Genomic DNA, 20,870 nt, shown 5'->3' with positions numbered 1-20,870 from the left:
GGCGCGTGAATTCTAAGTCGGCTTCCTCGGCTTCGAAGTGCGTTGGGGCATAGCTTTGACGACAACGCGGCGACGGTGCCTCGGCATTGCCGTGCGCATCAGGGTCGAGGATATCGCGGCGCTGCATGGCGAATTGATCAGCAAGAAATACCACTTCGCTAGGCCCGGCCTGGAAGAAAACGCCATGGATGACCCACGAGGTATCGGTCTCCCGTTCGGCAACCGCCTGCATTTCTACGAGGATGCCGCCGGCTGATTCAGCCTGTTGACGAACGCCTCGCGGATTGCCTCCTGCATGCCGTCGATCGCCTCGCCTGACGCATTCGGGTTGCGGTGCATCACCACATTCGAGGAATCGATGGCGCCGAACCCGTCCGCGGTCGTCAGTTCGCGACAGCCGCTTGGGATGTTGCTGCGCGAAATCGGCGCGATCGCCAGTCCGGAGGTGACGGCGAGCTTGAGGCCGCCGGTGGTGTCGCTGGTATAGGCGACACGATAGGCAAGACCGCGCTGCTCCAGTGATTTGATGGCGAAGTCCTTGCACCAGCCGGCCCGGTTGTAGAGCGCGATCGGCACCGGCTGTTCCTCATGCATGTGATGCAGGGTCGACGTCACCCACACGGTAGGATCGTGCATCAGCACTTCGCCGCCCGCAGGATCCTGCCATTCGAACACCACGCACAGATCGAGTTCGCCCGCAGCAAGCGCCGCTATCTGTGCCCCCGAATGCGCATAGCGCACGGTGACCTCGACCTGCGTGTGGCGCTTCGAAAAGGCGCCGAGCGCGCGCGACAGGATGGCGTGGCCATACTCCTCCGGAATGCCGATGCGCACCGGCCCGCCAAGCGGCGCCGCCGCCATCGACGCCGCCGTCTCGTCGAGCAGCGAGACGATGCGGCGGGCATTGACGATGAGTTCGCCGCCGCGCCGCGTCAGCGCGACGCCGCGCGAGCCGCGCTCGAACAGGCTGTCGCCGATCAGCTCTTCGAGCTTCTTCATCTGCATCGACACCGCCGACTGGGTGCGGCCGGCCTGCTCCGCCGCCTTGGTGAAATTGCCGGTCTCGGCAATCGCGACGAAGGTGCGCAGGAGGTCGCTGTCGAGGGTCGGTCGCATGAAATCCGCCATAAGGAAATTTGATCGCTGGTATCATCCCAATTCGTTTGCAACATGTCAAACGCAGGATGATAGTGGCCACTCCCATTGGATATGCGGCTGCGAAATCAGCCGCGGACCAATCAAGAGTCCTCACTCGTGCCCGCTGCCCGAAACGGTGGCGGGTTCTTTTTAGCTTGCGGCAAGCGTGCTTGCGGTCGCGGTACTGGAGCCTGGAATCGTCATGCGGAACCGGATGGTGCGCGGCATCCTGAGCCTGTGTCTCGGCGTGCTGGTCTTCTCGTTGCAGGACCCGCTCGTCAAAGCCGTGTCGGGCGGTTATCCGGTGACCGAGGTGATGGCGATCCGATCGATCGTCGCCTTGCCGATCCTGATTGTTCTGGTCCATGCCGATGTCGGCCTGCCGGCGATCCTGTCGAAGCGATTCGGCATGCTGACGATGCGCGCCTTCATCCAGTTCACCTCCTATACGATGTACTATCTCGCCATCGCCGCTTTGCCGCTCGCCGACGCGGTGGCGCTCTACTTCATGGCGCCGCTGTTCATCATGGCGCTGGCCGGGCCGTATCTTGGCGAGCGCGTCTCCTGGCAAACGATGGCAACCGTGCTGATCGGGCTGTTCGGCGTCCTTGTGATGCTGCGCCCGGGCGCTGGGCTGTTCGACTGGGCGGCACTGCTGTCGCTGGGCTCGGCGGCGCTCTACGGTTTTTCGCAGTTGATGGCCCGCAAGATCGGCGATACCGAATCGTCCACCGTCATGGCCTTCTATCAGAACGGCGCCTATCTGGTAGGCGCCGCCGTGGTTGCCGGCGCGTTTCACCTGGCCGGCATCACCCACGCCGCCCACCCGAGCCTGGAATTCCTGGTGCGGCCCTGGCTTTGGCCGACCCTGCCGGATTTTCTCAAGATGGCGGCCTGCGGTTTCGTCGCTTCCGCCGGCATGATCCTGCTGTCGCAGGCCTACCGGATGGCGCCGGCCAACCGCGTTGCCACCTTCGAATACACCGGCATTCTGTGGTCGCCGCTGTGGGGTTTCCTGTTCTTCGCCGAAGTGCCGCGATCGACGACCGTGATCGGAGCGGCCCTCATAATCGGCGCCGGCCTGCTGGCGCTCAACACCGAACGGCGCAAGAGCGCTCCACCCGCGCTCACTGCTGCCGATCCCGCCTGATCAGGCGAAGCAGATCAGAGCCCGTTCGACGCGCGAGCGGATTTCTGCCAGCGTGAAGGGCTTCTGCACGACATCGAGGATGATGCCGTCCAATTCCTCGGCGCGCTCGCGCTGGTCGGCATAGCCGGTCATCAGCATGATCTTCATCGCCGGAAAGAGCGCTGCCGCCGTGATCGCCATCTCGATGCCGTCCATCTCCGGCATGCGGATGTCGGAGACGACGAGATCGTAGCCGCCACGCGCGGCCTGGATCAGCGAAAGCCCTTGCGCGCCGTCCGCCGCGATATCGATTGTATGCCCGGCGCGTTCAAGGGCGCGGGCGGCCAGGGTGCGTACGGACTCATCGTCCTCGACGATCAGAAGCTTTGCCATGACCGGCATACTTGGCGCTGAAAAGTTGACTTTTTCTGAAAGCGCGGAGGATCAACAAACCTTTTTGAAGTCGCTCACGCGTCCCCTTTCACGACGCCGACAAACGGCAGTTCGCGAAAAGCGTGCGCGACATCCATGCCGTAGCCGACGACGAAATAGTCGGGGCAGTCGAAGCCGACATAGTCGGCATTGAGCGCGGTCTGGCGGCGCATGCGCTTGTCGAGCAGCACGGCGACGGAACAGCTCTTGGCGCCACGCGACAGCATCAGGTCGCGGGTGAAGCTCAGCGTCTTGCCCGATTCGAGAATGTCGTCGATCAACAGCACGTCGCGGCCGGCGACCTCATTGTCGATGTCGCGCAGCACCTTCACCTCGCCGCTGGTGGTGCCAGCGCCATAGCTGGAGATGAAGATGAACTCGACCTCCGGCGACAGGCCGACATCGTGCATGGCGCGGATAAGGTCAGCGGCGAAGATGAACGAGCCCTTCAGCACCGAAATCACCAGCAGATCGTGATAGTCGTGGCCGGCGATCTCCTTGGCGAGCTCAAGGTTGCGCCGGGCGATCGCCGATGCTGAAAACAGGACTTCGATGTCCTTGCCGCGTACGATTGGCATTGGTGTTCCTCGATAGTCGCCTATTGAGCGAAAGTGACTAAAACGGTTCTTACGCCGTTCTTAGGCACGTCGAGCCGGCTGGCAAAGCCGAATCTTTCGCGCGGCGCCAGCGCGCGGCCGGATGTCCCCAACGTATAGCGGGTTGTACGCCCGTCATTGCTCGTCACCCGAATTTCGAGCGGCGGCAGCCGCACCGGTTTCGCACCATCGTTGGCGGCCTCGCCACCGACGAACAGCGCGGGGTTCGGCCCCGACGCGTCGATGCGAGACGTGACGCCTGAAATGCTGAGCGCCGACGCCTGCGCGCCGGACAGGAACGGCGCCTGGCGCACCAGCGCATGCCCACCCGAGACCCAGAAGGCGGCAAGGGCGGCCCCTAGGCCGGCGACCCAGAAGATCGGCCCGCCGCGCGAGGCCGGTGGCCGCTCCGCCGGGGCCTCGGGCTTGCGCAGCATGTCCATGCCCTCGATGGCCGGTGTGACGGTCGCACGCGGCAGCGGCAAAACGCTTTCCACGACAGGGACAAGACGCGGCATCACCACATAGTCGGCATCGACGATGTCGGCCGCCGAACCACGCATGAACCGGTCCGCTACGGCAATTGCCGCCGGATCGGTCATGATTTCGCCGGAAACCGGGCGCGCGGTTCGATCGTCAGCCATATGGCCCCAGCATTGCAGAACGTGTTCGCTTTTCGTTTCTTTTTGCGTAAACACAAATGGTTAACGCTTCCCCACCGGAGCCCTCGTGACGAACCGAAAGAACGCAGGAATTAACCGCCGGTTAACCATGCCGGCCGATGGTCTTTACCCAGAACAGGCCGGCTCGCCGCCGTGCCGAATTTCAGGTCGCCGAAATTGATTCGCTTCGAAAATGTCGGCCTTCGTTATGGCATGGGTCCGGAAATCCTCCGCGACATCTCCCTGCACATTCCGGAGCGCTCCTTCCAGTTCCTGAGCGGGCCTTCGGGCGCCGGCAAGACGACGTTGCTGCGCCTGCTGTTCATGTCGCTGAAGCCGACGCGCGGGCTGATCACCATCTTCGGCAAGGACCGCTCGCGCATCTCGCGCACCGAGTTGCCGCATCTGCGGCGCCGCATCGGCGTGGTGTTCCAGGACTTTCGCCTGCTCGACCACATGACCACCTACGAGAATGTCGCGCTGCCGCTGCGCGTGCGCGGGCGCGAGGAGGCGAGCTACCGCACCGATGTCACCGAATTGTTGAAGTGGGTTGGACTGGGCGAGCGCATGCATGTGCTGCCGCCGGTTCTGTCCGGCGGCGAGAAGCAGCGCGCCGCGATCGCCCGCGCGCTGATCGAGCAGCCGGAGATCCTGCTGGCCGATGAGCCGACCGGCAATGTCGATCCGCCGCTGGCGCGACGCCTGCTGCGGCTGTTCATCGAACTCAACCGTCTCGGCACCGCCGTGGTGATTGCCACCCACGATCTCGGCCTGATGGAACAGGTCGACGCGCGCCGCATGATCCTGGCCGGCGGAAGGCTGGACATTTATGACTGAACTGTCCGCCGAACATCTTGTCGAACGAGCGCAGAACGCCGAGGCGACCGAGGCAAGGCCGCGCGCCCAGCGCAGGATGGCACCGATCGTGCCGGCGCAGAACATCGCCGGCCGGGCGCTGGTGCTGGTCATCGCCATCATGACCTTCCTTTCCTGCCTGACCTTCGGTGCGGTGACGCTGGTGCGCGACACGGCTTCCGTCTGGGAGAACCAGATCTCGCGTGAGGCGACGATCCAGGTTAAGCCGGTCGACGGCCTCGACATGGAGACAGCACTTGCCCAGGCTTCGCAGATCGCCGGCGAATTTCCCGGCGTCAAGGCGACCCGGATTATCGATCGCGAGGCGACCGCCAGGCTGTTGGAGCCGTGGCTCGGTTCGGGCCTTAACATCGACGAGCTGCCGGTGCCGCGCCTGATCATCGTCACCATCGACGAGAGCAGCCCACCCGATTTCGCAGCCATGCGCGCCGCGATCACGCCGAAACTGCCGAGCGCCTCGCTCGACGATCACCGCACCTGGGTCGACCGGCTGGTGGCCATGGCCCGCACGACGGTGACCATCGGCATCGCCGTGCTGGCGCTGATGTTGTCGGCGACCGTGCTGACCGTGGTGTTCGCCACACGCGGCGCCATGGCCGGCAACGGCCACATCATCGAAGTGCTGCATTTCGTCGGCGCCGAAGCGCGCTTCATCGCACGCGAGTTTCGCCGGCATTTCCTGGTCACCGGCATGAAAGGCGCGGCAGCCGGGGGCGCGGCCGCTGTGCTCGTCTTCATCGTCTTTTCCTGGTGGTCGTCGCGCAACATGGCAACGCCGCAGGCCGACCAGGCGACCGCCCTGTTCGGCAATTTCGCCATCGGCTCGGCGGGCTATCTCGGTGTCGTCTTGATGGTGCTGGTGATCGGCGGACTGACGGCGGCAACCTCGCACGCCACCGTCGTTGCCTATCTCAGCGACATCGACGTCCGCCAACCGGACGCGGGCTAACGACATGGACAGATCACGGATGGAGAATTCACGTAACGCAAAGTGCGTCTTTTAACTACCCAAGGTCGCATTTCAGGATTAACCATATGGCGATGGACGCGCGGGATTCAACCGGTACGGCTGGGCAGATGCCAGTGGTGGTTGCCCGTTCGCATGACCGCCGCACAGTGAGCCGGATAAGGGCCGCGTTGCGTATGTCCGCTCTCTCCTTGCTCGTCCTCGCGACTTTGTTTGCCGGCGGCTTCGGCTGGTTCGCCAACAAGGTCAGTCACCTGACGACCCCTGCCAATCCAGCCAGGGCCGATGCGATTATCGTGTTGACCGGCGGCCAGTCCCGCCTTGACGCGGCGATGGACCTGCTTGCGTCAGGCAAGGGCGAGCGGCTGCTGATCAGCGGCGTGCATCCTTCCGCCAGCCGTCGTCAGTTGCAGGCGGCGACCGGTGGCGACAAGCGATTGTTCTCCTGCTGCGTCGACATCGACCGTGCCGCGCTCGACACGATCGGCAATGCCGAGGAAAGCGCCAAATGGGTGGAGAGCCATGCCTATGGCACGGTGATCCTCGTCACCAATAATTATCATATGCCGCGCAGCCTGCTGGAAATGGGCCGGCTGCTGCATGGCGCCAAGCTTGAGCCCTATCCGGTGGTCAATTCCAACCTCGACAATGGCGGCTGGCTGACCAAGCCGCGGGCATTGCGCGTTCTGTTCACCGAGTACAACAAATATTTGCTGGCGCTGGCGCGTGGCATCGTGCCGGTGAAGCCAACTCCAGCCGGTATAGCGCTGGCCGAAACCGCGGCCGGCGGCTGAACCATTATTCCCCGGCGGCCGCGCCTGCCCTGGAGGCAGCGCCCGACATCCCCTTGAGCCGCGCGACCTCCTGTTCAAGGCGCTCGATCCGCTTGTCTCTCTCGCCGAGTGCGGCCGCCACTTCGGCCGCCTCGAAACGCTGCGGAATATGTTGTGGGCAATTGGCATCCCAGGCCGAGACCGTGAACAGAATCACCTGCTCGGGGCGGGCCTTGTAGTCCTGAGGCATCAGCTTCGCCATCAGCACGGCATCGTTCTCGACAACGCGCGCCGTACCCCAGAGCTTGATACGCTGGCGGTGCATATAGTCGATCAGGAACAGGAAGGCCTGCGGATTGTCGGCCAGATTGCCCTGCGTGATGAACTGCCGGTTGCCGGCAAAATCCGCGAAGCCGATCGTGTGTTCATCCAGCACCTTGAGGAAGCCGGCTGGTCCGCCGCGATGCTGGATGTAGGGCTGGCTATCGCCATTGGCCGTCGCCAGGAAGACGCTGGTCTGCATCTCGATGAAGGCGGCAAGGTCAGGGGTGATCACGGCTTGCCAGCCGCCACGCTCCTCGACGCGGGCATAGGACTGGCGTGAACCCTTGCGTGCCTGGATCGCCTTGACGGTCGGCGTGAAGGCGACGTCGCTGGTGAAAGCATGCGCGTTCATCGAAAGCCTCCTGGAATTGCTCTAAAGCCCGAGTTCCGACAGTGTTGGGTGATCGTCCGGCCGCCGGCCGAGCGGCCAGTGATACTTACGATCAGCCGCGCCGATCGGCAGGTCGTTGATGCTGGCGATACGCAGGCGCATCAGGCCGTGGTCGTCGAATTCCCAGTTCTCGTTGCCGTAGCTGCGGAACCATGAACCGCTGTCGTCGTGCCATTCATAGGCGAAGCGCACGGCAATACGGTTGCCGTGGAAGGCCCAGACCTCCTTGATCAGCCGGTAGTCGAACTCGCGGCTCCATTTGCGCGCCAGGAACGCCTGGATTGCATCGCGGCCCTGCAGGAATTCGGCCCGGTTGCGCCAGCGGCTGTCCGTCGTATAGGCAAGCGCGACCCGTGCCGGATCGCGGGAGTTCCAGGCATCCTCGGCCATGCGCGCCTTTTGCGCTGATGTCTCGGCTGTGAACGGCGGCAGCGGTGGCCGGGCTTCGGACATGATTGCTCCTTGCAGGTTGTGGCCATGCTACAGGCAGGCCGACAACAACAATATAAAGCCTTCCATCGTTCCGATGCAGATGACATATTTGCAACTCGTCCTTCCATTTTCCGGAAGAAGCTGTGGATCGTCTCGAAGCAATGTCTCTCTTTGTCGCCGCGGTGGAGGCCGGCAGCCTGTCCGCGGCAAGCCGCCGTTTCGGCATTCCGCTGGCGACGGTCAGCCGCAAGGTTTCCGATCTGGAACGCCATCTCAACACACGCCTCTTGAACCGCTCGACGCGCCGGCTGACGCCGACCGATGCCGGCCAGGCCTATCTTGCCGCCTGCCGCCGCATCCTCGACGACGTCGGTGAGGCCGAACGCACGGCTGCCGGAGAATACAGCGCTCCAACCGGCGAACTGGCTATCACCGCGCCGGTCGTCTTTGGCCGTCTGCACGTGCTGCCGGTCGTCACCGGCTTTCTCGCAGCCTACCCCGACGTGGACATCCGCCTGACATTGGCAGACCGCATAATCCAGCTGGTCGAGGACCATTTCGACCTCGCCATACGCATCGGGCAGTTGCCCGATTCGAGCCTGGTCGCCATGGGCGTCGGCGCGATCCGCCGCGTCGTTTGCGCCAGCCCGGCCTATCTGGCCGAACACGGCACGCCGACCACCCCGGAGGACCTCGAAACACACGATTGCATCACCTTCGAGGGACTTGCTTCCGCCGCCACCTGGAGCTTCACCAAGGGCAAGGCCGAAATCCCGGTCCAGGTCCGTTCACGGCTTCAGGTCAACAGCGCCGAAGCGGCCATCGACGCGGCGATCGCCGGCGTCGGGCTGACCAAAGTGCTCTCCTACCAGATCGAGGCCGCGCTGCGGTCCGGCTCGCTGCGCGTCCTGTTGGAGGAGTTCGAGCCGGCGCCATGGCCGGTAAGCCTGGTGCATGCGGGCCACGGCCTGTTGCCGGTGAAGCTGCGTGCCTTCCTCGATTTTGCCGCGCCGCGCCTGAAGGAGCGGTTGGCGCGGTTGATGTAGCGGAACCTGGACCGTCGACGGATCGCTCTTCATCGCCGATCGGAGCGCCCGTCGGCCATTTCCTTTTTCCCCGCGCTTGGTGTAACCAACGCTCACCTCCTCACCGGGCCTCCCCCATGCTCTATGCCAGATCGCTGACGTTCAATTTCGTCTTCTACGTCAACCTGATCGTCCAGATGATCCTCTGGACCCCCTATTATTTCCTGTCGCCCCGTCACCGCGCCTGGTTCGTGCCGAAATTCTGGTCGCGCACCTCGATGTGGCTCTTTGACAAGATCGCCGGAACGAAGAATGACATCACCGGCCAGGAAAACCTGCCGGCAGGCTCGTTCATCCTGGCGCCCAAGCACCAGTCGTTCTGGGACGCGATCGCCTTCTTTCCCTTCCTCCAGGACCCGCTCTACATTTTGAAACGAGAGCTGACCTGGATCCCGTTCTTCGGCTGGTACATCATGAAGATGCGGATGATCCCGGTTAACCGCGGCAGCCGCTCGAAGGCGCTGAAGGCCGTGGTCGCCGCGACCAAGGAGGAGATGGCGCGCAACCCTCGCCAGCTGATCATCTATCCCGAGGGCACGCGCCGGGCGCCGGGCGACGAGCCGGCCTACAAATACGGCATCGTCGAAATCTATGCGCAGCTTGGCGTTCCGGTGGTGCCGGTTGCCCATGTCGCCGGCCTTTATTGGCCGCGGCGGAAATTCCTGCGCTACCCCGGCACGATCAAGGCGCGCTTCCTGCCGCCGATTCCACCGGGACTGAGCAAGGACGAATTCATGGCCCGGCTGATCGGGGAAACGGAAGCTGCCTGCGACCAGTTCCTGATTGATGCGGCGCGCGGCCCGAACCCACCCGCCTTGCCGCCGACAGCGGTGAAGCGGTTGCGGGAACTCGGCGCTAAAGCCTGAGCGAAAACTCCGGGGCCAGTTTTCAGCGGAACACGGCCAGCGCGGTGGTCAACACCAGCGTCCCGGCAAAGACCAAATTGACGATCCGCGAGGTTGCCGGCTGGCGCAGGAACCGCGCGAACGCTGCTCCCGCGACGAGCCACACCGCATGGATGGCGACAATCATCAGGGCGAGAACCGTCAGCCCAAGCCATGGACCGATCTCAGCGACGCCTTGTTTCGACGAAGCGCCGGCGAACACGGCGGCGATCGCCACATAGGCCTTTGGGTTGGCGACAGCGAGAAGAAACCCGGCCACCAATGTCGGGCGCGAAGCCTCGGCGGCGCGTGCCGCCAAGGGTGGTGCCGTGGCGATCTTAAAGGCGAGATAGAGAATGTAGGCCGCGGACGCGACAGCCAGCAGCGGCGCCAGCTTCGGCATCGAGGTGAGCACAGCCATGACCCCGGTCGCGACAACCAAAAGCACGGCGATCGTGCCCAGGATGATCCCGCAGGCATAACCCAGCGAGTGGCGCAGGCCGAAGGCGGCACCGACGGCTGTGACGCTTATCGTTGCCGGCCCCGGGCTGCCCATGACGACCGTGGCGGCAAGCACCAGCGCGAGCAGCTGACGCCAAAGGTCCGGCTGCGAAAGCAGCGGCTCAGTCATCTCACCCTCTGCCTTGCCCCTGCGAAAAACGGTATGGCAAGACAAGAGGGTGGTCTTGGACGTTCGTGCGAGGAGCGGTCGCCGAAAGCTTCAGCCGCTCGCCTTGTCGAGTTCGGCCATGTCGTTGCCGCTCAGTTTCAGCGACGCCGCCTTGATCAGGCTGTCCATCTGCTCGGGCTTGGTGGCGCTGGCGATCGGCGCGGTCACACCGGGCCGCGCGATCACCCAGGCAAGTGCGACTTCCGCTTGCTTGGCCGAATGCCTGGCCGAGACCGCGTCCAGTGCCGCGAGGATGCGATATCCGCGCGCATTGAGATAGTCCTTCACCCCGCCGCCACGCGGGCTTTGGCCAAGATCGGCCTCGCGGCGGTATTTGCCGCTGAGAAAGCCCTTGGCCAGGCTGAAATAGGTGATGACGCCGATGTCCTCGGCCACGCACATATCGCGCAATGGCCCATCGAAGGACGAGCGATCGTAAAGATTGTATTCCGGCTGCAGCACTTCGTAGCGTGGCAGGCTGCGCAGGCTCGCCACATCGAGTGCGGCGCGCAACTGAGCGGCGTCGAGGTTCGAGCAGCCGGCATAGCGGATCTTGCCCTTGGCGAGCAGCTTTTCATAGGCGCCAAGAGTTTCCTCGTAGGGCGTCGTCGGGTCCGGCCAGTGCGACAGATAGAGGTCGATTGTGTCGGTCTGCAGCCGCTTCAACGATGCGTCGACGGCCTTTTCGATGTATGCGGCGGACAGATCCTTGTGGCCCTGCCCCATATCCGAACCGACCTTGGTGACCACGATGACCTTGTCACGATTGCCACGGTCCTTCATCCACTTGCCGATGATGGTTTCCGACTCTCCCCCTTTGTGGCCGGAGACCCAGCGCGAATAAGCGTCCGCCGTATCGATGGTGTTGAGGCCGGCGCCGACGAAGCGGTCGAGCAGGTCGAACGAGGTTTTCTCGTCGGCGGTCCAGCCGAAGACATTGCCGCCCAGAACCAGCGGCGCGATGGAAAGGTCGGTGCGACCGAGACGGCGTTTCTGCAAGGCGTATCTCCGGGATGACTGGGGCGGGCGAATGGCGCCCGCGGGCTGAGGTTCGGAGCCTAACCTAGGTCTTGACCGATCGAGGTCAAAAGCCTGGCCGCCTTTTTCCGCAGCGCCAGCTTCACAAAGGCGCGACCTGCCGCGCCACCTCTTCCAGCCAGTGGTCGCGAATGCCCAGCGCCTCGAGGTGCTCCAGAGTGCTCAGCACATAGTCCTCGTTGATGCCGGACTGGCCGGCCGCACCGCGCACCACGGCCGCCGCCTCCGCCGCGTCGAGGGCGCCGGCATATTGCTCGTGCTGGCGGTCGACGATATAGGCCACCGCCTCGACCGTCCGGCCTCCGTCGAGACGAATCTTGAGCAAGCGCTCGAGATAGACGTTGGTGACCAATTCGCGCTCGCGCAGATAGGCGATGACCTCGTCGCGCAAGTCGCCGGGAACGCGGAACGCCAAGCCGATGCAGGAGCCGCCACGATCTAGGCCGAGCACCAGCCCCGGCCGTTCACGCGTGCCGCGATGCACGAAGGAATAGACGCAAAGCGAGCGCCGGTAGCCATGCAGGCGGGCACGCTGTGTCTCGACATGCGCGAAACCCGGCCGCCAGATCAGCGAACCATAGCCAAACACCCAAAAATCGCCCATATCGCCGCGCCTGATTGCAAAAGATGCCAACACCGCACCGGGACCGGTGTCTTTTCCGCCTGTCCCCGTCTACCTATTCGTCTCTGTCTACCTATTGTTGGCGGGATCGACTGTCCGTCCGCAACACCCATGCGTTAACGAGAGCCAAAGCATGACGTCAAGTGACGAACGCCAGCCGAGTAAACGTCGCCGCCTGTTGTGGCTTGCCGCGCTCGTCGTGGTGCTGTTTGCCATCTACAGCGGCGGCTGGTTTTATCTGGCTGACCGGGTCAGGAGCGAGGCCGACAAGGCGGTTGCCACGCTGAACAAAACTGGCGTCGAAGCCGGCTGCGCCAACCTCCAGGTCAGCGGCTATCCCCTGAGCTTTACCGTCTCCTGCGACAATTTGGCTTACGAGGACGATGCCAGGAACATCGCCGCTTCGGCCGGCAGCTTCAACGCAGCCGCCCAGATCATCCAGCCTCTGTCACCGGTTGCCAATCTGCGCGGCCCGCTCAGGACTTCCGTTCCAGGCATGGCGCCGCTGTGGATCGACTGGGACAATCTGCAGGCCAACGTCAAATTGTGGTGGCCGCTACCGCAGCGGATTGCCCTGGAGGCGGAGGGCCTGTCCGGCCAGACCGATCCGGCCGACGATACCGACCCGGTGCAATTGTTCAGCGCCGGCAAGGCGGCCGGCCAACTGCGGCCGAATGGGTCGGACATCGACTATCTCGGCAGTTTCGGCGATCTCGAGATCGACCCCGGCGCGATCGGCGGGCGCGTGCTGCCGGCGCTCGATGCCAGCGGCGACGCAACGCTGAAGAACGGCGTCGCGTTGATTGGCACGCAGGTGAAAAGCCTGCGCGGCCAGGCGATCGAAATCCGCAACCTCGACCTGTCGTCGGGGACGGCGCGCATCACTGTTTCGGGACCGCTCTCGGTCGATGCCGAGGGCCTGGTCAACGCCGATCTGATGATCAGGCTGAAGGACCCGAAGGCGGTGGCGGCCATCCTCGGTGCCGCCATACCCGAGCAGAAAAGCCAGATCGAGCAGGGCTTTTCTGCCCTGGCGGTGCTCGGCAACGAACCGTCGATGCCGCTCAAGGTGGTCAAGGGCAAGGCCTCGTTCGGCTTCATCCCACTGGGCAAGATCAAGCCGCTCAATTAAGCATCCCAGTATGAACAGACCGGCAAAACTTCTAAGCGTCGGCGCGCTGACGCTCGACACCATCCTGCGTGTCGAGACATTGCCCGTGCATCAGGGCAAGTTCATCGCCTCCGACGGCGTCCAGATCGCCTCGGGCATGGCCACCAGCGCTGCCTGCGCCGCCCATCGCCTGGGCGCCGAGGTATCGCTGTGGGCGAGCGCCGGCGACGATGTCATCGCCGACCAGCTCATCGCCAGCGTCGAGGCCGAAGGCGTCGATTGCACCTTTGTGCGCCGCGTCAGAGGCGCCCGCTCGGCGCTGGCCTCGATTCTGGTCGACGCGCATGGCGAGCGCATCATCGTGCCGTTCTATGACAGGCTTGCCCAGGCCGATCCCGAAGCCTTGCCGGTCGCCGACCTCTCCGCATTCGATGCCGTACTGGTCGATGTCCGCTGGCCAGGTGCGGCAGCACTTGCCCTGAAGGCGGCGCGCGCCGATGGCCGGCCGGCGATCCTCGATGCCGACACCGCGCCGCTGGAGGTCCTGGAACAGCTGTTGCCGCTCGCCACGCACATCGTTGCATCGGAGCCGGCGGCGCGCATTGTCTGCGGCCAGGCGCTCGATCCGGAAACGGCTTGCGCCGATCTCGCCAGCCGCACCGACGCCTTTGTCGCGGTGACTGGCGGCGCGGCGGGGAGTTGGTGGCACGACCGTTCCGCAGGCTGTGTGCGCCACGTCGCGGCGCCGAGAATCAAAGCGGTCGACACATTGGCCGCCGGCGATGTCTTTCACGGCGCCTTCGCCGTGGGGATGGCCGAAGCCATGCCGGTCGAGCAGGCGCTGCGCTTTGCCAGTGCGGCCGCCGCGCTCAAATGCCTACACTTCGGCGGCAGGCTTGGTGCCCCGGACCGCGCCGAGACTTTGGCCATGGTTGCCGCGACCTGGCCCGCCTGAAACAGACTTAGGTCTTTGCCGGGTGTTCGACCGCCTGGCGGCCAAAATCGGGCACGTCGATGTCCTGGCCGGCCTCGATGATCGAGCGGCGCACGGCGCGGGTGCGGGTGAACAGGTCGAAGAGTTTTTCGCCGTCACCCCAGCGGATCGCGCGTTGCAGCGACGCCAGATCTTCCGAGAACCTCGCCAGCATTTCGAGGATGGCATCCTTGTTGTGCAGGCACACATCCCGCCACATCGTCGGGTCGGAGGCGGCAAGACGCGTGAAGTCACGAAAGCCGGAAGCCGAATATTTGATCACCTCGGACTTGGTTACCGACTGCAGATCATCGGCGGTGCCAACGATGTTGTAGGCGATGATGTGCGGCAGATGCGAGACGATGGCCAGCGTCATGTCGTGATGCTGGGGATCCATCGTGTCGATGTTGGCGCCGCAGCGGCGCCAGAATTCCGACAGCCGTGCCAGCGCGTCCGGGTCGGTATCGGGCAGCGGCGTGAAGATACACCAGCGATTGTCGAACAGGTCGGCGAACCCGGCATCGGGGCCGGATTTTTCCGTGCCCGCCAGCGGATGACCGGGAATGAAGTGGACGCCGGCCGGCACATAAGGCTGCATCTGCGCGATGACGGATGCCTTGGTCGAGCCGACATCGGTCAGGATCGCGCCCGGCTTCAGCGCCGGTGCGATTTCCTCGGCCACGGTGCCGGACGAGCCGACCGGCACCGAGACGATGACCAGATCGGCATCGCGAACCGCCTCCTTCGCATCGGTGGTGTAGCTATCGCCCAGCCCAAGTTCTTTCGCTCGCGCCAGCGTCGCGGCACTGCGGGTCGAGATAGCGACGTGGTGGGCCAGACCCTCGCGGCGGATGACGCGGGCCAGCGACGAGCCGATCAGGCCGATGCCGACCAGCGCGATCTTTTCAAACATCGGTGATGTCATGGTGTTCTAGCTTTTCAGGAATGTCGTGAGTGCGGCGACAACGCCGCGATTGGCCTCTTCGGTGCCGACGGTCATGCGCAGCGCGTTGGGAAAGCCGTAGCCGGAAACGCGCCTCAATATATAGCCGCGCGCCGTTAGATACTCGTCCGCCGCAGCTGCGGAATGTTTGTTGTCCTCGGGAAAATGAACGAGGACGAAATTGCCGACGCTCGGCGTCACCCGCAGTCCAAGCTTTGTGAACTCCTCGCTCAGCCATGCCAGCCAGGTCTCGTTGTGCGCGATGCTGCGCTCGATATGGGCGCGGTCGCGGATCGCCGCGATGCCGGCCTCGATCGCCGTTGCATTGACGTTGAAGGGGCCACGCACGCGGTTGATTGCGTCGACGATGTGCATCGGCCCGTACATCCAGCCGATCCGCGCCCCGCCAAGGCCGATCTTGGAGAAAGTGCGGGTCATCACCACGTTCTCGGCGCTGCCGACGAGCTCGATGCCGGCTTCGTAGTCGTTGCGGCGGACATATTCTGCATAGGCCGCGTCTAACACCAGAAGCACGTGCTTGGGCAGACCTGAGTGCAGCCGGCGCACCTCCTGGAACGGCACATAGGTGCCGGTCGGGTTGTTGGGATTGGCGAGGAACACGATCTTGGTGCGCGGCGTGACGGCGGCCAGGATGGCGTCGATGTCGGCGCGCTCGTCTTTTTCCTTGATCGTCACCGGAACGGCACCCGCCGACTGGATGTAGATCTTGTAGACCATGAAGGCGTGTTCGGTGATGACAGCCTCGTCGCCGGGCGCCAGATAAGTCTGCGCCAGCAGGCCGAGGATCTCGTCGGAGCCGTTCGAGCAGATGATGTTGGCCGGGTTCAGGCCATGCACTTCGGCGATCGCTTCGCGCAGCCGCCTGGCGGTGCCGTCGGGATAGATATCGAGCTTTCCGGCAATCTCGCGCGCGGCTTCGATCGCCTTTGGCGACGGACCGAGCGGGTTCTCGTTCGATGACAGCTTGTAGACCTTGGCGATGCCGGCGGGCGCCGTGCTCTTGCCCGGCACATAGGCATCGATGTCCATGATGCCCGCGCGCGGGGTTGGACGTGCCTTGTCCGGTGTCTGGCTCATGTCGTAAAATCCGTCGAGAACGCTCCTCAGGGAAGCCGCAGCGGAAATACAAGCCGTGGCCCGCAATGTCGAGAGGTGACCGCCTCGGGACAAAGGCTGGCCGTTGACGCCAGCACGCCACGGGCCTAGAAGGGTGCGAACTTCCGTGGTGATTTGGCCGGTCGGCTTGCAGCCACGTTAAACAACTTGCTAAAGGGCCGTTTGCATCCTGTAACCGGCTTTGCGACTGCAATGCCGGTTTTTTGTTGTCCGCGCCGGCCGGATACCGCATCGGCATCGATTTTCGAAAAGCACGGTGCAGGGATCAAGGTGTGAGATGGATGCAATGGCCGCTCTGCGTGCTCGCAAAACCAACAACGAGGCCGACCAGCCATCGAGCCCGGTTTTGCGTTTTGGGCCTGACAAACCGCTCAAGCTGGACGCCGGTACGCTGCTGTCGCCGTTCCAGATCGCCTACCAGACCTATGGCACGCTGAACGACGCCCGCTCCAACGCCATCCTCGTCTGCCATGCGCTTACCGGCGACCAGCACGTCGCCAGCACCAATCCGGTGACCGGCAAGCCGGGCTGGTGGGAGGTGCTGATCGGCCCCGGCAAGATCATCGACACCAGCCGCTTCTTCGTCATCTGCTCCAACGTCATCGGCGGTTGTCTGGGTTCCACCGGACCGGCCTCGACCAATCCCGCCACCGGCAAACCCTATGGGCTCGACCTGCCGATCATCACCATCCGCGACATGGTGCGCGCGCAGCAGATGCTGATCGACCATTTCGGCATCGAAAAGCTGTTCTGCGTGCTTGGCGGCTCGATGGGCGGCATGCAGGTGCTGGAATGGGCGTCGAGCTACCCGGAGCGCGTCTTCTCGGCGCTGCCGATCGCCACCGGTGCGCGCCATTCCTCGCAGAACATCGCCTTCCACGAGGTCGGCCGGCAAGCTGTCATGGCCGATCCGGACTGGCATGGCGGCAAATATTTCGAACACGGCAAACGCCCGGAAAAGGGCTTGGCGGTGGCGCGCATGGCCGCCCACATCACCTATCTGTCGGAGGCCGCCCTGCACCGGAAATTCGGCCGCAACCTGCAGGATCGCGAAGCTCTGACCTTCGGCTTCGACGCCGACTTCCAGATCGAGAGCTATCTGCGCCACCAGGGCATGACCTTCGTCGATCGCTTCGACGCCAATTCCTACCTCTACATGACCCGGTCGATGGACTATTTCGACCTCGCCGCCGACCATGGCGGCCGGTTGGCCGACGCCTTTGCCGGCACCAAAACCCGCTTCTGCCTGGTGTCCTTCACCTCGGACTGGCTGTTTCCGACCGAGGAGAGCCGCTCGATCGTGCATGCGCTCAACGCGGCCGGCGCGTCGGTATCCTTCGTCGAGATCGAGACCGATCGCGGCCACGATGCTTTCCTGCTCGACGAGCCGGAACTGTTTGCCGCCATCAATGGCTTCATCGGCTCGGCGGCCCGGGCGAGAGGATTGAGCCAATGAGCGTCAACCGCGACCAGCGTGTCGACCTCGAGGTCGTCGCCAATCTCATCCCGCCGCGGTCCCGCGTGCTCGATGTCGGCTCGGGCGACGGCTCGCTGCTCGAATTGCTGCAAGACAGCAAGCAGGTCGATGGCCGGGGATTGGAGCTGTCGCAGCGCGGCGTCAACGAATGCGTGGCGCGCGGCCTCTCGGTCATCCAGGGCGATGCCGACAAGGACCTCGAATTCTATCCCGACAAGGGCTTTGACTTCGTCGTCCTGTCGCAGACGCTGCAGGCCACCCGCAACCCGAAGCTGGTGCTCGACGAATTGCTCAGGATCGGCAACCGGGCGATCGTGTCCTTCCCCAATTTCGGCCATTGGCGCGTGCGCCTTTCGCTGTTTCTCAACGGCCGCATGCCGGTGACCAAGGACCTGCCCTATTCCTGGTACGACACGCCCAATATCCATTTCTGCACCATCCGCGACTTCGTCAATCTGTGCGACGAACTCGGCGCGACGGTTGAAAAAGCAACCGCACTCGACGCCAATGGCCAGAAGATCGGCCTGTCGATGCCGTGGTGGTTCTGGAATTTCTTCGGCCAGCAGGCTGTGTTCTTGCTGAAGCGGTAGTCTTGATCGCCATGCATCTTTTTCGTAGGCGCCCTCTGCCAGTTGAAATCCCGCCGGAAATGCTGGCTGGGTTGAAAGCCGGAATTCTCATCTGCACCTCACCGCGCAGCGGCAGCAATCATCTGGCCGGATTGATGGCAGCCACCGAGCTTGGCAACCCCCTCGAGTGGTTCGGTGGCCGCCGTGTTCTCGCAATGCCGAACTATCCTCGCGATCCCCGTGCCCAGGTTTTGCGTGCATTGAAAGATGGGCGGTCTCCCTCTGGAATTTACGCTGCCAAACTGTTTGCAAGCCAGTTTTTGCAGGTGGCCGAGACTGTGGATCTCCCAGCCAGCCTTCCAGGACTGCACTACGTGCGCTTGACTCGCCGCGATCTCCTTGGTCAGGCAATCTCTTGGTCACGCGCTCGTCAGACCGGTCGGTTTCGCTCTACTGAGGCTGTTCAGAACTCACCACGCTATGACGGCGCATCGATAGCGGAGGCCCTTGAAAAAATCGTGCTGGAGAATCTGTCGTGGGACATCTGGCTTGCAAAAAACGGATTGTCTTTCCTGTCCTTGACATACGAGGAACTCTTGGCAAATCCACAGGCCAGCCTTGAGAAAGTCGCGGGTCTGGTAGGCGCGCAACTCACATTTGAATCTGCTGAATCTGCACCAGCCCCCAGTTCAGGTCTCGAAATCCAACGAGACAACGTCAATAGGGAGTGGAGGGAGCGCTTCTTGTCGCAATACTCGGACCCCTCAAAATTCAACCTCAGCAATCATCGCGCTTTCGGCACTCTTAGAAACCTGGGCCAGCGTCCGATCTGATCGAAAAGGCGATGTGAAGATCATAGGTGGCAAGGAGCGCTTTGCGAATCTACTGCCGCTTGATCCGTAGGGTTGTCTTTACATTGGGTTGCGGCGACGATAGCCACCTAGACGCTGATAAATGGTCGGTGCAGAGATGGTTGAGGAACGCGCAACATACTCGCTCGTCTTGGAAATGGAGAACGCCAAATCCATAGATTGGGGCGAAGTCGGCGTTGGACTGAAGGCGCTGGCGCGTGAAATCACTTCGGTTTCCTCAGCCGGCTTGGCCAGACCGAAGGTTGTCATCTCCCACGGCGGAACAGAGGCGGATGCAAAAACGCTTCGTAGCGACATCACAGCGGAAGCGCCGCAACTGGAACGAGTTGCCGACGTCATCTTTGCCGCTTGCCCAGGAGGGCGATATTACGACCTGAAGAATAATGGAATCTTGAAAGCCGATGGGGACGTAATTGTCTTATCCGACTCAGATACCGTAGCTGACCCCGGATGGCTATCAACTTTACTTGAGCCGTTCGCACAATCTGAAATTGTTTGCGTGAACGGATATACCTACCTATTGCATGATGACTTCTTTTCTAGAACATTTGCTTTGATTTGGTTTTTTCCAATGGCACATGGAGACGGGAGATTTGCTTCAAAGAGGGCAATTAATGCCAATAATATAGCTTTTCGGCGCGACTGGATTACAAAAAATCCTTTTCCAAAACATAATGGGTTCAAAGTCTCCTGCACATTGCTGATGCGCAAGCTAAAACTTGAAGGTCACAAGATCTATAATGTCAATGCACGCGCTTACCATTACTCGCCACGTGGCTGGAAATTCTTTTACTGGCGTGCACTGGTAACCGGTCGCGATGCCGACCGCAAATATGTGGAGCTTAGTGCGCCTAGCCGCACGCAACGGGTGGCGAAGTCGTTCAGCCGATGGTTCACCATGTCGTGGCGCACAACACGACGTATCGTTGGCCATGCCCGAGAAGCAGGGATGCCGCTTTGGCAAATTCCATTTTCCCTGATTGTCGGTCAGGCATTTTATGGCTTGGCGTTTTGGGGCCAGTTCAGTTTCGCTGCCGGCATGGTTCGCGACGAAATCGAGACCGTGCCTGACTATGTCGGGCACAGCTAGGCGATTTGTCGCGATCCCTTGAGCCACGCCCGCAACGTTGCATTGATCTGGGACCAGTCAACTCAGAACATCCGTGGCCTTGTGCGGATGTTCGACGCCGTCGGCGAACACCACGTCGGACTCTGAATGTCCGTACGCAGCGCCAATATCGCCTGGTAGGCCGGCGAGCTGCACCAGTTGCGCGCATGCTGCCTGTCGGGAAATTCGATGATGATCAGATGACCAGGCCAGTCGTTCTCAATCACCTCCACATCGCCGCCATGAATCAGAAAACGGCCGCCGAAAGGCTCCAGCGTGGCATCGATCTTGTGCAGATATTCGACGATCTGCGGGCCGATCGTGGCCTGGCGCATATGGGCAACGGCGTAAGCGGTCATGATTTGTATTCCCTTTGTATCGAAGCCGACCAGCTGGCCTCGCAACAGCAATCTGCTCAAACGTTGAGCGCAAAGCGATTACGTCCGAGGTAATGGAATACGCGCTATCGGTCGCGCGTGTCGCTTCCGTGGTGATTCGCAAATGCTCTGTCCGGCAGTGCTGTTGCAATTGGAGCGCTAACAATGGGAATTCGTTATCTCGCGCGGGCCATGGACCGCAGGGGAATCGGGTGAGTTAATTATCGTGAGATGACGCTTACGAGGAATTCGTCGTCCCAGGCCGCCACTTTTCGTTTCAATCGC

25 protein-coding genes and 1 riboswitch are annotated in these 20,870 nt (G+C 62.7%); of the genes, 13 read left to right on the top strand and 12 right to left on the bottom strand.

Annotated features, from left to right (window positions below; genetic code table 11):
• Positions 1 to 37: 37 nt before the first annotated feature.
• Positions 38 to 256, top strand: a complete 219-nt coding sequence (locus tag NKH02_RS12060; protein ID WP_352878948.1) for a glyoxalase superfamily protein — start codon at positions 38 to 40, stop codon at positions 254 to 256.
• Here NKH02_RS12060 and NKH02_RS12055 read toward each other — a convergent pair.
• Positions 235 to 1,116 carry a LysR family transcriptional regulator gene (locus NKH02_RS12055; RefSeq protein WP_352878945.1) on the bottom strand — a complete coding sequence of 294 codons (882 nt, stop codon included), beginning with the start codon at positions 1,114 to 1,116 and terminating at the stop codon, positions 235 to 237. The genes NKH02_RS12060 and NKH02_RS12055 overlap by 22 nt on opposite strands.
• Positions 1,117 to 1,339: 223 nt before the next feature.
• Here NKH02_RS12055 and NKH02_RS12050 point away from each other — a divergent pair, with 223 nt between their 5' ends.
• Positions 1,340 to 2,287 carry a DMT family transporter gene (locus NKH02_RS12050; protein ID WP_352878943.1) on the top strand — a complete coding sequence of 316 codons (948 nt, stop codon included), beginning with the start codon at positions 1,340 to 1,342 and terminating at the stop codon, positions 2,285 to 2,287.
• Here the strand turns inward: NKH02_RS12050 and NKH02_RS12045 are convergent, their stop codons facing one another.
• The 3 genes from NKH02_RS12045 to NKH02_RS12035 all read right to left on the bottom strand — a co-directional run bounded on the left by NKH02_RS12045 (position 2,288) and on the right by NKH02_RS12035 (position 3,938).
• Positions 2,288 to 2,659 (bottom strand): response regulator, encoded by a 372-nt coding sequence (locus NKH02_RS12045; protein WP_352878940.1) that lies wholly within the window; start codon positions 2,657 to 2,659, stop codon positions 2,288 to 2,290.
• 74 nt (positions 2,660 to 2,733) lie between these two features.
• Positions 2,734 to 3,276 (bottom strand): hypoxanthine phosphoribosyltransferase, encoded by a 543-nt coding sequence (hpt, locus tag NKH02_RS12040; RefSeq protein WP_352867923.1) that lies wholly within the window; start codon positions 3,274 to 3,276, stop codon positions 2,734 to 2,736.
• Between the two features lie 20 nt (positions 3,277 to 3,296).
• Positions 3,297 to 3,938 (bottom strand): hypothetical protein, encoded by a 642-nt coding sequence (locus tag NKH02_RS12035; protein ID WP_352878938.1) that lies wholly within the window; start codon positions 3,936 to 3,938, stop codon positions 3,297 to 3,299.
• Between the two features lie 195 nt (positions 3,939 to 4,133).
• Between NKH02_RS12035 and ftsE the strand changes: the two genes are divergently transcribed.
• The 3 genes from ftsE to NKH02_RS12020 all read left to right on the top strand — a co-directional run bounded on the left by ftsE (position 4,134) and on the right by NKH02_RS12020 (position 6,593).
• On the top strand, positions 4,134 to 4,793 hold the full coding sequence (gene ftsE, locus NKH02_RS12030) for a cell division ATP-binding protein FtsE (RefSeq protein WP_010911739.1): 660 nt from the start codon (positions 4,134 to 4,136) through the stop codon (positions 4,791 to 4,793).
• A complete protein-coding gene (locus NKH02_RS12025; RefSeq protein WP_352878936.1) occupies positions 4,786 to 5,781 on the top strand; it encodes a cell division protein FtsX in 996 nt (331 codons plus the stop codon). Before ftsE ends, NKH02_RS12025 begins: the two co-directional genes overlap by 8 nt.
• Positions 5,782 to 5,867: 86 nt before the next feature.
• A complete protein-coding gene (locus NKH02_RS12020) occupies positions 5,868 to 6,593 on the top strand; it encodes a YdcF family protein (protein WP_352867930.1) in 726 nt (241 codons plus the stop codon).
• A gap of 4 nt (positions 6,594 to 6,597) precedes the next feature.
• On the opposite strand, the gene NKH02_RS12015 is transcribed toward NKH02_RS12020, so the two are convergent.
• Together NKH02_RS12015 and NKH02_RS12010 are read right to left on the bottom strand one after the other, a co-directional pair.
• Complete coding sequence (locus NKH02_RS12015; RefSeq protein WP_352878933.1) at positions 6,598 to 7,248, bottom strand: pyridoxamine 5'-phosphate oxidase family protein; 651 nt, start codon at positions 7,246 to 7,248, stop codon at positions 6,598 to 6,600.
• A 21-nt stretch (positions 7,249 to 7,269) separates the two neighbouring features.
• Positions 7,270 to 7,740, bottom strand: coding sequence for a nuclear transport factor 2 family protein (locus NKH02_RS12010; RefSeq protein ID WP_352878930.1), 471 nt, complete (start codon positions 7,738 to 7,740; stop codon positions 7,270 to 7,272).
• 122 nt (positions 7,741 to 7,862) lie between these two features.
• Between NKH02_RS12010 and NKH02_RS12005 the strand changes: the two genes are divergently transcribed.
• On the top strand, positions 7,863 to 8,765 hold the full coding sequence (locus NKH02_RS12005) for a LysR family transcriptional regulator (protein ID WP_352878927.1): 903 nt from the start codon (positions 7,863 to 7,865) through the stop codon (positions 8,763 to 8,765).
• 116 nt (positions 8,766 to 8,881) lie between these two features.
• On the top strand, positions 8,882 to 9,670 hold the full coding sequence (locus tag NKH02_RS12000; protein ID WP_352867935.1) for a lysophospholipid acyltransferase family protein: 789 nt from the start codon (positions 8,882 to 8,884) through the stop codon (positions 9,668 to 9,670).
• Between the two features lie 22 nt (positions 9,671 to 9,692).
• Here NKH02_RS12000 and NKH02_RS11995 read toward each other — a convergent pair whose 3' ends face one another.
• From NKH02_RS11995 to NKH02_RS11985, 3 genes are all read right to left on the bottom strand, one after another.
• Positions 9,693 to 10,319 (bottom strand): LysE family translocator, encoded by a 627-nt coding sequence (locus NKH02_RS11995; protein WP_352878924.1) that lies wholly within the window; start codon positions 10,317 to 10,319, stop codon positions 9,693 to 9,695.
• Between the two features lie 90 nt (positions 10,320 to 10,409).
• On the bottom strand, positions 10,410 to 11,357 hold the full coding sequence (locus tag NKH02_RS11990) for an aldo/keto reductase (RefSeq protein ID WP_352878922.1): 948 nt from the start codon (positions 11,355 to 11,357) through the stop codon (positions 10,410 to 10,412).
• 121 nt (positions 11,358 to 11,478) lie between these two features.
• A complete protein-coding gene (locus NKH02_RS11985; protein WP_352867940.1) occupies positions 11,479 to 12,000 on the bottom strand; it encodes a gamma-glutamylcyclotransferase in 522 nt (173 codons plus the stop codon).
• Positions 12,001 to 12,151: 151 nt separating this feature from the next.
• Here NKH02_RS11985 and NKH02_RS11980 point away from each other — a divergent pair, with 151 nt between their 5' ends.
• Together NKH02_RS11980 and NKH02_RS11975 are read left to right on the top strand one after the other, a co-directional pair.
• Entirely contained in the window at positions 12,152 to 13,150 is a 999-nt protein-coding gene (locus NKH02_RS11980) for a DUF2125 domain-containing protein (protein WP_352867943.1), read from the top strand.
• A 10-nt stretch (positions 13,151 to 13,160) separates the two neighbouring features.
• Positions 13,161 to 14,084 carry a sugar kinase gene (locus tag NKH02_RS11975; protein WP_352867945.1) on the top strand — a complete coding sequence of 308 codons (924 nt, stop codon included), beginning with the start codon at positions 13,161 to 13,163 and terminating at the stop codon, positions 14,082 to 14,084.
• A gap of 7 nt (positions 14,085 to 14,091) precedes the next feature.
• On the opposite strand, the gene NKH02_RS11970 is transcribed toward NKH02_RS11975, so the two are convergent.
• Together NKH02_RS11970 and hisC are read right to left on the bottom strand one after the other, a co-directional pair.
• Positions 14,092 to 15,027 carry a prephenate/arogenate dehydrogenase family protein gene (locus NKH02_RS11970; RefSeq protein ID WP_352867948.1) on the bottom strand — a complete coding sequence of 312 codons (936 nt, stop codon included), beginning with the start codon at positions 15,025 to 15,027 and terminating at the stop codon, positions 14,092 to 14,094.
• Positions 15,028 to 15,033: 6 nt separating this feature from the next.
• Positions 15,034 to 16,143, bottom strand: coding sequence for a histidinol-phosphate transaminase (gene hisC / locus NKH02_RS11965; RefSeq protein ID WP_352867949.1), 1,110 nt, complete (start codon positions 16,141 to 16,143; stop codon positions 15,034 to 15,036).
• Between the two features lie 135 nt (positions 16,144 to 16,278).
• Positions 16,279 to 16,356, top strand: a riboswitch (SAM riboswitch).
• Positions 16,357 to 16,468: 112 nt separating this feature from the next.
• On the opposite strand from hisC, the gene metX reads away from it, so the two are divergent.
• From metX to NKH02_RS11945, 4 genes are all read left to right on the top strand, one after another.
• The gene (gene metX, locus NKH02_RS11960) at positions 16,469 to 17,638 is read left to right on the top strand and encodes a homoserine O-acetyltransferase MetX (RefSeq protein ID WP_352867951.1); all 1,170 of its coding nucleotides are present in this window, start codon (positions 16,469 to 16,471) and stop codon (positions 17,636 to 17,638) included.
• Positions 17,635 to 18,249 (top strand): methionine biosynthesis protein MetW, encoded by a 615-nt coding sequence (gene metW / locus NKH02_RS11955; protein WP_352867954.1) that lies wholly within the window; start codon positions 17,635 to 17,637, stop codon positions 18,247 to 18,249. The genes metX and metW overlap by 4 nt, the downstream gene beginning before the upstream one ends.
• An 11-nt stretch (positions 18,250 to 18,260) precedes the next feature.
• Positions 18,261 to 19,061 (top strand): Stf0 family sulfotransferase, encoded by an 801-nt coding sequence (locus NKH02_RS11950; protein WP_352879114.1) that lies wholly within the window; start codon positions 18,261 to 18,263, stop codon positions 19,059 to 19,061.
• 136 nt (positions 19,062 to 19,197) lie between these two features.
• Positions 19,198 to 20,190, top strand: coding sequence for a glycosyltransferase (locus tag NKH02_RS11945; protein ID WP_352878919.1), 993 nt, complete (start codon positions 19,198 to 19,200; stop codon positions 20,188 to 20,190).
• A gap of 62 nt (positions 20,191 to 20,252) precedes the next feature.
• On the opposite strand, the gene NKH02_RS11940 is transcribed toward NKH02_RS11945, so the two are convergent.
• Entirely contained in the window at positions 20,253 to 20,567 is a 315-nt protein-coding gene (locus NKH02_RS11940) for a DUF1330 domain-containing protein (RefSeq protein WP_502913804.1), read from the bottom strand.
• Positions 20,568 to 20,870: the final 303 nt, after the last annotated feature.

The organism is Mesorhizobium sp. M1396 (assembly GCF_040317725.1).
Classification (GTDB): domain Bacteria; phylum Pseudomonadota; class Alphaproteobacteria; order Rhizobiales; family Rhizobiaceae; genus Mesorhizobium.
This window is presented reverse-complemented; position numbering and strand designations above follow the sequence as displayed.